This window comes from Photorhabdus noenieputensis (assembly GCF_018448935.1).
Classification (GTDB): Bacteria; Pseudomonadota; Gammaproteobacteria; order Enterobacterales; family Enterobacteriaceae; genus Photorhabdus; species Photorhabdus noenieputensis.
Genome location: NZ_RCWC01000056.1, coordinates 1 through 10364, shown reverse-complemented (window position 1 = coordinate 10364; position 10364 = coordinate 1). Strand labels below are relative to the sequence as shown.

At 34.0% G+C, this 10364-nt stretch carries 5 protein-coding genes; all 5 read right to left on the bottom strand.

Features of this window, described 5'->3' with window-relative positions:
• Positions 1-2774, bottom strand: a 2774-nt coding sequence (locus EAE91_RS22440) for a non-ribosomal peptide synthetase (RefSeq protein ID WP_214090396.1), incomplete at its 3' end; no start/stop codon positions are given.
• A gap of 278 nt (positions 2775-3052) precedes the next feature.
• The gene (locus EAE91_RS22435) at positions 3053-4657 is read right to left on the bottom strand and encodes a cyclic peptide export ABC transporter (RefSeq protein ID WP_214090395.1); all 1605 of its coding nucleotides are present in this window, start codon (positions 4655-4657) and stop codon (positions 3053-3055) included.
• Positions 4658-4674: 17 nt separating this feature from the next.
• Positions 4675-5475 carry an AAA family ATPase gene (locus tag EAE91_RS22430; RefSeq protein ID WP_214090394.1) on the bottom strand — a complete coding sequence of 267 codons (801 nt, stop codon included), beginning with the start codon at positions 5473-5475 and terminating at the stop codon, positions 4675-4677.
• A gap of 52 nt (positions 5476-5527) precedes the next feature.
• Complete coding sequence (locus EAE91_RS22425; protein ID WP_339919627.1) at positions 5528-10189, bottom strand: AMP-binding protein; 4662 nt, start codon at positions 10187-10189, stop codon at positions 5528-5530.
• The gene (locus tag EAE91_RS24785; RefSeq protein WP_339919626.1) at positions 10152-10283 is read right to left on the bottom strand and encodes a hypothetical protein; all 132 of its coding nucleotides are present in this window, start codon (positions 10281-10283) and stop codon (positions 10152-10154) included. Before EAE91_RS24785 ends, EAE91_RS22425 begins: the two co-directional genes overlap by 38 nt.
• Positions 10284-10364: the final 81 nt, after the last annotated feature.

Below are 10364 nucleotides of genomic sequence, written 5' to 3'. Positions count from 1 at the left end.
CAGCGCACCCGGTCACCGGTACGGTAAAGCCGGGTCAATCCCCCAGCCCGCTCCCGCTCGGTCGCAAACGGGTTCGGCACAAACCGTTCCGCCGTCAACGCCGGCTGATTCAGGTAGCCTCGCGCCAGCCCCACCCCGCCAAGATACAACTCGCCCGGGACACCGACCGGCACCGGCTGCCTCCTCTCATCCAGGACGTACAACGATGTCACGCTGCAAGCCTGCCCCACCGGCAACACCGCCCGTTTATCATCCCCGTCCCCCAACGAATAGCATGCGCTGGTTATGGTCGCTTCCGTGCACCCATAAGCATTCACCAGCGCACACCGGCCAAACAGGGCAAAGTGTTTCCAGGCCGTCACCAAATCCGGCGGCAGACTCTCTCCGCCCAGCACAACCAGCCTCAATGTTGTTTTCGGCCAGTAGTGTTTCGCTTCATCCCCGGCATGCATCAGTTGTCGGCAATAGACGGGCGTCAGGTCTGTGACGGTGATTGCGTGACGCGAGGCATAGGTAAAAAACTCGGCTTCCGTCCACCATTCTGTCTGTTTTATATGCACCTCAGCACCAGACAGCAATCCCACCAACAGGTGTTCCAGTGACGTATCGACACTGAAAGAAGCAAAAACCAGCACGCGATCGCGGTCAGTAAACTGGCAGGTATCCCGCATGGCAAGGATATGTGCATACAGCGCTCTGTGCTCAACCATTACCCCTTTTGGCCTGCCGGTCGAGCCGGAGGTGTATATCACATACGCCAGAGCATCCGCCGGGAGCGGCAACGCCGGCAGATTGTTCCCGGCATCGTATGACGACAGGGCACCCCATTCCAATGCCGCCAGCGGGATCACCGTCACCGCCGGGGGCAATCCTGTCAGGGACAGCGTTTGTTGGGTCAGCAGGAAAGATGCGGGCATTTCAGCCAGGATATCACTGAGATTGCCCGCTGAATGGGCCGGGTCAAACGGCACATAGACCGCGCCGACTTTGAAAATCGCCAGCAGACAGATAATCTGCATGGCGGAGCGTTCTAAATACAGAGCCACAAACTGCTGGGGAGCGAGGCCACGGTCACGCAGGTAACCCGCCAGCTGATTTGCCCGGGTATTCAGCTCCCGGTAAGTCAGGCGCGCCTCCCCACAGACAACCGCCACGTTATCCGGAGTACGCTGCACTTGGGTTTCAAATACAGCTAAAATATTATCGCTCATTAAGCATGGAAATTTATTATGATTCCATTCATAAAGTAATCTATTTTTTTCAGAATTATCCATAAAAGATAAATCAGAAATCTTTTTTACATCTTCATCTAAAATATCCATAAGAACGGAAGTATACATTTCACACAAAGAACTAATCATTCCTTTTGACAATACACTTTTTGCGAAAATAAAACCTCCAGAAATCATATTATTATTAATAGTAACAGTGAGATCTAAATCAAATTTCGCAGGAGAATAACAAGTTGAAATATTTAAAAGTTCGAAAGGTGAGTTTGTACATTTTATATCATTAGATTGTTCAACCACATCAAATGAAACCTGAAAAATAGGATGCCGAGCCATATCTCGTGGTACGTTCAGTAAATCAATAAGCTTACTAAAAGGATACGCTTGATTAATCTTTGCCATCACCACTTCGTGATGAACAACCTTAATAAATTCTGAAATATTTAATGTACGATCAACTGAAATTCTGAGGGCCAGCATATTAGCAAATAACCCAATAAGATGATGTGTTTGTGAATTATCTCTATTATCGGATGGAATTCCGATCAAAATATCCTCTTGTCCTGACAATTTAGACAGAACAATGAAATAAGCACTGATCAGTAAAACATAAGGAGTTGTTAAATACTTTTCAGCCAATACATTCAGTTTATAAGAATTTTTTTCAGTAAGATTAAAATCAAAACTATCGCCACTGTAATTTATTATACTATTTCTTCTATAATCAAGAGGTAAATCTAATTCTGAAAAACCAACCAGTTTATCTTTCCAGTAAGATTCCATTTTTTTATAGGTGTCATTTTTAAAAACATTACGCTGCCATTTAGTGTAATCAAGGTAATTTATTTCCAATTCAGGAAGTTCAACAGGCTTTTTCTGAATAAAACAATCATATATATATAATAATTCTTTTAGAAAAATATCTATTGACCAAGCATCAAAAGATATATGATGCAAGATAATCAAAAAAAACTGGTCATCATCAATAATATATCTAAATAATTTTACAGGAGGATCTTTATCTAAATTAAATTTTATATTTATTTTTTCTGCAAAAGATTCCCGTAGTTTTTCTTCATTATCAAGAACTATAATTTCCATATTAATTTCTTTATAATCAGGTAAAATATATTGATATCTTTTACCTGTATCATCTGTTTTAAAAACTGTCCGAAATACATCATGTTTTTGAAAAATAATGAATAAACTTGAATACAACATATCAATATCTACTTCCTTAGAAAGCTTAAAAGCCAAAGGAATATGATATGGTACAAATTCATTCTCAAATTCTTCAATAAATAAAAGCTGTTCCTGGGGAAAAGAGAGAGGACAGAATTCTAGTTCATGATCCAACTGTTCAAAATCATTATTTGTAAAAATCTTTTTATCTCTAAAAAAACGCACTATTTTATCTTTATTATGCTTAATTTCATTAATAAAAAAATCCGACAATTCATCTTCACCACATAATATTCTTATATTATCACCCTCTAGCCATAATGAATAATTTTTATTTTTTAGTTCTTTTAATAATGAAATCATAAAAATCTCCTGTTTAAATTAAGCAGACTTAAATAATAAAAATTTAATCTCGCATTAAACAATAAAGAATATAATATATATTTTACCTGCTAACAATGATGACCTAATCTGTTCAATATATAACGATTATCAATAAGTTAAAATACAGCAAACAACTGCATCAAACGAACAAAAAACAGACGTTTATTGTACCAATTGAAGTTATTAAATCAGGAAAGGTTAGAAGTGGTAAATTCACATAATAAGCTTATTAGTCGAATTTACCAGTAATAATAAATTTATAAAACTATTTGTCCATATTCTAGTTTAATAATACTATCAGCTACGTAAAAATATCTATCATCGTGTGTTACGACCACAATTGTTTTACCTTTAGCTTTTAGCTCTGGAATGATTGAATCGTAAAAATCACTTCTAAAGTTAGGATCCTGCTCAGCAGCCCATTCATCTAATACAATGATCTCTTTATCTTCTAAGATAGCTAAAACAAGCGCTAACCTTTTCATTTGTCCTTGAGATAAACCAGAATAACTAACAAAACCATTCTGGAAATTAACTTTATTATTTAATCCAAATCTTTCAAGTAAAGATCCAGCCATCTCATTCTTATCCTCTAACAAAGGATATTTATTAAATATATGATAGTCAGCAAATGTAATTGAAAATTTATTCTTATAAAAAACTTCATTTTCTTTTTCAAGAATCATATCATCTAAAAGAATAGAGCCACTTGTAGGAGAATATAAGCGCGTCAAAAGTTTCATCAGCGTGGTTTTGCCAGAACCATTCCCTCCCACAATAAAAGTGATACAACCTTTTTTCAGAGAAAAGCTTAGTGGCCCGATACTAAATCCATCACCTGCTTCTATTTTGTTTTTTTCATTATATGAAAAAGAAACATTTCGGAAATATATGTATTCCCAATCCAATGGGGTATCCTTCGACACTATCTTTTCAACATTATTCTGTAAGATGTTATCAAACTCTAGGTTTTTTAAAGAAACAAAAGAAGCATACCCATCCATATATAATGGATACATATGTAACAGTCCATTTAAAGGCCCCATAACATAAATAATCGCAACCGTTGCCGAAATTAATTCAATTTTATCTCCACTACCATTCATAAATATCAAAATCCCCAATATAGAGAAAATCATCATTGTATTGAAATTACCCCCTATTATATAAAAAAACCTTGCCCGCAGAGAAATTTTCTTTTGCTTATTAATATTATCATGCAACTCCCGCAAAAAATTATATTTTTTTAACTCATTAATCTTTAATTCCTTTATTCCTTCGGTCAAAGATATAAAATCTTTAAATAATAAATCTTCATAACCTCTCCCCCTTTTAAATTCAGTTTTCGATTTATGGCTAATAAAAAGATATATTACTGAATTTATAAACAATGCAAACATCGTCCACAAAAATAAGGAAATAGATAAATAAAACAAATAACCTATGATGACAATAACTATAGAGAGGTTAGTCAAAAATATAGGCATATTTGATAAAGCACTAACTAATATTGTCACATCTCTCGTCAATGAAGAAAATATTCTATTAGCGCCCGTAAGCTCAATCTGACGTAAACTACTATTTATCACACCATCAACAATACTTTTTCGGAAACTCGCTGTAGCATCTAATGATAATTTCAATGCCATAAGCTCTGAGAATATGCCTAGAAAAAACAAAAACAATAAAGAGGAAATAAATACCGTTAAATAATATAAGTAATTATTTTCTACCTTCACAGCTATCAAATTATTAATAAAAGAAATTAAATATCCCCCACCTAAACCAACCATAAAACTGACAACAAAAACAAAAAATAATCTATAGGGATATTTTTTCAATAAAAATTTAAATAATTGCATATAATTTACGCCCTATGCTATAAATCTCTCAAATAAAGTTCAGGGTTATTAAGGAAAGATTTTGTTATCACAACATGCTCGATATCATTGTAATCAGACATTTCAATTCTATCAGAATTAAAATGTAAGACGTCTGCTCCAGGAAAAGCCATCAATATGGGAGAATGTGTAGCAATAACAAACTGTGCTCCTAATCCCACATAATGTTTTATTAAAGATATTAATGCCAATTGACGTAAAGGAGATAAAGGTGTTTCAGGTTCATCCAAAAAGAATAAAGATTTCTTATAGAAACGCTTCTGCAATATATTTAAAAATGTCTCTCCGTGTGATTTAGCATAAGGATCATCGCCATAACTCTGAGTTAACTCCCTCAATTGCCCTCTTACCGCCCCCACTGCACGATATTTCCCATCGCCTTTTATCTCTTTGAGAAATGCATTCTCCATTTCATTGAGATCTTCCTTAGTTTTGGAGATTCTTTTTATAAATCCTAGAACATCTTCGGCACGAAAAAAAATAGTTTTTAATGGTTTGGCATTTCTAACAAATCTGATCCTATTAGAAAAATCTTGAATATTAACCATAGACTCATCGTAATCAAATTCATTACTTCCAATATGTACAGCATTTAATCCTATAGCCAAAGCCTCAAGAAGTGTTGACTTACCAGAACCATTTTCTCCAACAAAAAAAGTAACCGGGGAATTAAACTCTACCTTTGCTATATTTCTTATACATTTTATATTCAGTGGATATATCAAAGAATCATCTTCACTAATTGCGTTCTTATACGAAATAGATCTTAAGAATAGCATGATAACCTCAGCATATTAAAATAATAGAGAAAATTATATCACCCATAATACTTTAAAGAAATATTTTTTGGGTGATTAATTTTGCCACCTCCACATAAGAACGCTGTAAAATATTATTATGACCTCCTTCTACAATATTTAATTCAATTAAATCGCTAACATAGGGTCTCCAGCCATATTCACGATTTCTAATAACTAAATTATCCTCAGCAGCTATAAAAAACAAGTTTCCTTGATATATCTTTGGAATATGTTTAATTGCAGCAGAACCATTTTTAATATAAATCACTTGCTCTAAACAAAACTGTTCTTTTGTACTATTTTCTGGAGCTCTACCTTCAGCACTTAACATATCGTAAATAATATTAATTCCTTCTTCAATGCCAAATTTATTTACATATCCCAAAATATTATCAATATTATCTCTTCCAAAATATTCAGCCACTAAACCAGCAATCAAGTTTTCATCAGATAAATACTCATTAATAGTAGAGCAAACAGTATCTATCAAGCATAATAGATTTACATCTAATCCTTTTTCAGCAGCTTGAACAGCAATTTCATGTGCAATGATGCCACCAAAAGAGTAACCAACTAAATTTAGTTTACCCGTTTTTTTCTTTAAGATTTCATTTAAATAACAAGATGCTATAGAAGAAATACGACTAGCCTGACTTAAATCACTTAATCCATACTCTTGCAAAGCATACACATTTAAACCATCTATAGGTAGTGAATTTAATAAATCAGTGTAGCATATAATATTGCCATCTCTTGGATGGATTAAGAAAAGATCCTCTTTATTATTATTTGAATAGCGCATGGTTATGACAATATTTGACTCATCATTATCACAATCTCGGTATTTTACGATATAGTTTGATAAATCACGCAATGTCGAGTTTTCAAATATATCTCCGGCATTTAATCTCAATCCAAATAATTTACTAATCTTTGAAATCATGACAAGCATAATTAACGAATGCCCACCAATCTCAAAAAAATCAGCATCAAATGGAATATCATCAACTTTCAATAAATCAGACCATAAAATCCTTAATTCACTTTCCACTTCAGAGTCCAAACATACTTTATTATTAACATGATCTTTCAGAGGATGATAAATATTATCGACATTCTCTATAAGTTTTCTTTTGTCTATTTTACCATTTATAGTTAACGGTAGTTTATCAATTATATAAAAGAGTTCTGGTATAGATGTTTCATGCAATCTACTTCTCAAGTACCGACGAATATTTTTTTCAGAGATTAATATGTCTTCGGAAATCAAAGTTAAAAAAGCATGCAGAGAAATATTACCTGATTTCTCACTAACAATAACCACTGATTTATTAATACCAAGATACGAATCTATACACTGCTCTATTGCAGTTAAATTTACTTTAACTCCCCGAATTTTTATTTGATCGTCAATTCTCCCTAGAAATTCAATCTGATTTTTTAAATTAACTCGTCCCCAGTCTCCTGTTTTATAACCCAATTCAGAATGTAATTCTTCTATTTCATATTGCCTACAATTTAATAAATATTTTCCTTTAGTGATATATCCTAATGCACCATAATTGGTCTTAATAACAATTTCTCCCGGCTCCATAACACCACATAATACCCCTTTTGAATTCACAATATTAGCTTCAGCACCCGACATAGCCTGTCCCAATGGTATAATATTATTATATTCTCCTTGAGCTAATACTTTTGAATCTACCACAAACCATAATTTCGCTAATGTTGTTTCTGTTGGTCCATATAAATTCACTAAGTTTGTATCAGTCTGAGTCTGCTTATACCATTTCTCCAATAAACGTGTATATAAAGGCTCTCCTGCTAAAAAAACATACCTTAAATTTGCTAAATTATTTTCACTATCAAAACTATCAATCCAGTGTTCTAATAACGAAGGAACAGCATGCAAAACTGTAATATTAGCTTCCGATATCCAATTCAACACATTCACATGTTCGTCTTTATCTTCATCTGGTATACATAAAACTCCACCTGAAATTAATGGAAGAAAAATGACTCTTAACACAACATCAAAAGAAAATCTGGTCAATAATCCACATTTATCATCTTGCTTAATATCAAACTGACTCCTCTGCCACTGAATAAAATGAGACAACCCATTATGAGTACCCAAGATTCCCTTAGGTACTCCTGTCGTACCCGATGTAAAGAATACATATGCACCATGATTATCTATTCGATTGAATAAAATATCCCGATCATCAAATCTATTATCTTCATAATGATCAACATTAATATAATTTACGACATCATAATTAGTTATAATATCTTTGGATAATTTTCTATCAATACAATTTATTATCAGGTTAATATTAGCCAATTTCAATGTATATTCTATCCGTTCCATAGGAAGCATATTATCTATTGTTAAAAAAATACAATTATGAAACCATATACCTATCATTGAAGCAATAGTCTCTATATTACCACCGGCTATTATGGCAATAGTTGTATTTGGTTTTATATTTTTCAACTGCAAAAGTCCTTTTAACTTCAGCGCATATTTATATAATGAATTATAATTCCATACTTTATTTCCTTTAGATATTGCTATTCTCTGTGGTACTGTTCGCATTTTTTCCAGCAATAACTCAGGAATACATTTATCCTCCATTATAAAATTGTCATAATGATACATTTTTTCATTTCCATGAATGATTAATTCATCAATACTTTTATCTGGATAACTTAAAACTTCTTCAAATAATCTTTCTAATTGTTCTAATATTATAGCTGATCTTCCTTGTTGGAAATACTGACCTTGTAAATCAAGTGTTATGTTTAAATTGCAATTTTCTTCAGATATATAGAAAGCCATAGGATATTTTGCCACTTTATTCAAAAAAGGTTTCTCAATCATTTCACAACCATAAAAACCTTTTTTATCTTCATTATCCATATGCTTTTTCAACGGTAAATAATTTATTAGCACATCAAATAAAGGGTTGGTATTTTTATCTCTTTGAGGGTTAACTAATCTTACAACATCTTCAAAATTAAACTCATTATCTTCTTTTAATAAAATTAATTTAATTAAAAGACAAGAAAGATTTTCTTCATAATTATTCTCTGAAATAATATGACTAACCAGAATTTTTGTATCAATAAAACAACCAATTACCTCTTCTAATTCATATTGTTCCCTCTGGGAGAAAACGCATCCTATTGCGAATTTATCATTTCCTGTCAACTTATATATAAGTATGGATATCATTGAAACCATAATATCAAAATTAGTCAATGACTTAATTGTTAACTTCTTACGAAGCTTATCCAGCTTTTCCATTCCAATTGTCAGACTAGCAGTACATAAAATATTCCGCACATCTTTGCAATTCGTTTTATCATATAATGCACTAATATTTTTTACTGTTTTCAGATCTTCTATCAGATCACAATCCACCTTCCCACGTTGCTTACTTTTTAACAAATTCAAGTATCCAAAATATAATTTCTCATCATAAACATCCCTCTTGATCTCTCCCATAACATATTCGTTATAATACTCGATCAATTCTTTCCTTATTATTCTCATAGAAATGTCATCAGATACAATATGATGAACTACAATTAATATTATATACTTATCCTCCTTTATTTTAAAAACAATGCCTCTTATTACCTCACCATTATACAATTTCATTTCTTTTCTTACTTCATCATGAATTAACCCTTCGATTTCCTTATCATTTTTAACACTTTCTAACTTCTGACAAATCACATTACCACTAACTTCATCATCAAAGCGCTGTTTTATTCTCTCATGCTCTACATTTAATTTACTTCTCAATGACACATGTTTTTTGATTAATTTTTTATATGCATATTCAAAAGCATTAATATCAAAATTACCTTTTACCTCCTGAAGAAAACACATATGGTATACACCGTCACCGATTACTTTATCCATATACCAAATCCGTTTTTGAGATGATGATAAATCAAATGCATAATTCTTATCTACATTTACCTCCATATTTAGTTCATCATCTTCATGACTCTCTTCTATACAACTATTTTCTATAAGCTTGCGAATAGTCCCTTGTAGATATAATGATTTTAATGAGACTTTATAACCACTATCCTTCAATTTATTAATAAGCTTTATTGCCAGGATTGATTCGCCTCCAACATGGAAAAAATTATCCATCACACCTATAGAATCAATACCTAATACACTTTTCCAAATAAAACATAATTGGTTCTCAAGAAGCGTAGCGGGTGGAACATATTCTTTATTATTTACGATCTCAGGCTCGTTTAACCGACTTTTATCCAACTTCCCATTTGCCGTCATCGGAATTTCATCAATGATAGTCATTGCCGAGGGAATCATATACTCCGGTAATTGATATGAAAGCATCTCTCTCAATGCAGAAATATCTACCCCATCCTTTTTCCGAGTCGGCACCACATATGCCGCTAAATAACGTATTTCTCCTTTTTCTCGAAGGAGAACAACACTCTGAATAACATCATCAAAACTATTAATAACACTTTCAATCTCTCCCAGTTCGATGCGGAAGCCGCGTAATTTAATCTGGCCGTCCAGCCGGCCAAGATAGGCCAGTGTCCCGTCCGGCAACCAGCGCACCCGGTCACCGGTACGGTAAAGCCGGGTCAATCCCTCAGCCCGCTCCCGCCCGGTCGCAAACGGGTTCGGCACAAACCGTTCCGCCGTCAACGCCGGCTGATTCAGGTAGCCTCGCGCCAGCCCCACCCCGCCAAGATACAACTCGCCCGGGACACCGACCGGACACAGCATTCCTCCAGGTGACAGGACCAATAAGCGTGTATTACTGATCGCCCGCCCTATCGGAATCACCGAAAGCGACGAATTC

Bases quoted from the DNA above. Each gene is read 5' to 3' on its own strand.
- EAE91_RS22430 (WP_214090394.1), bottom strand. From the start codon at position 5,475: ATGCTATTCTTAAGATCTATTTCGTATAAGAACGCAATTAGTGAAGAT.
- EAE91_RS22435 (WP_214090395.1), bottom strand. From the start codon at position 4,657: ATGCAATTATTTAAATTTTTATTGAAAAAATATCCCTATAGATTATTT.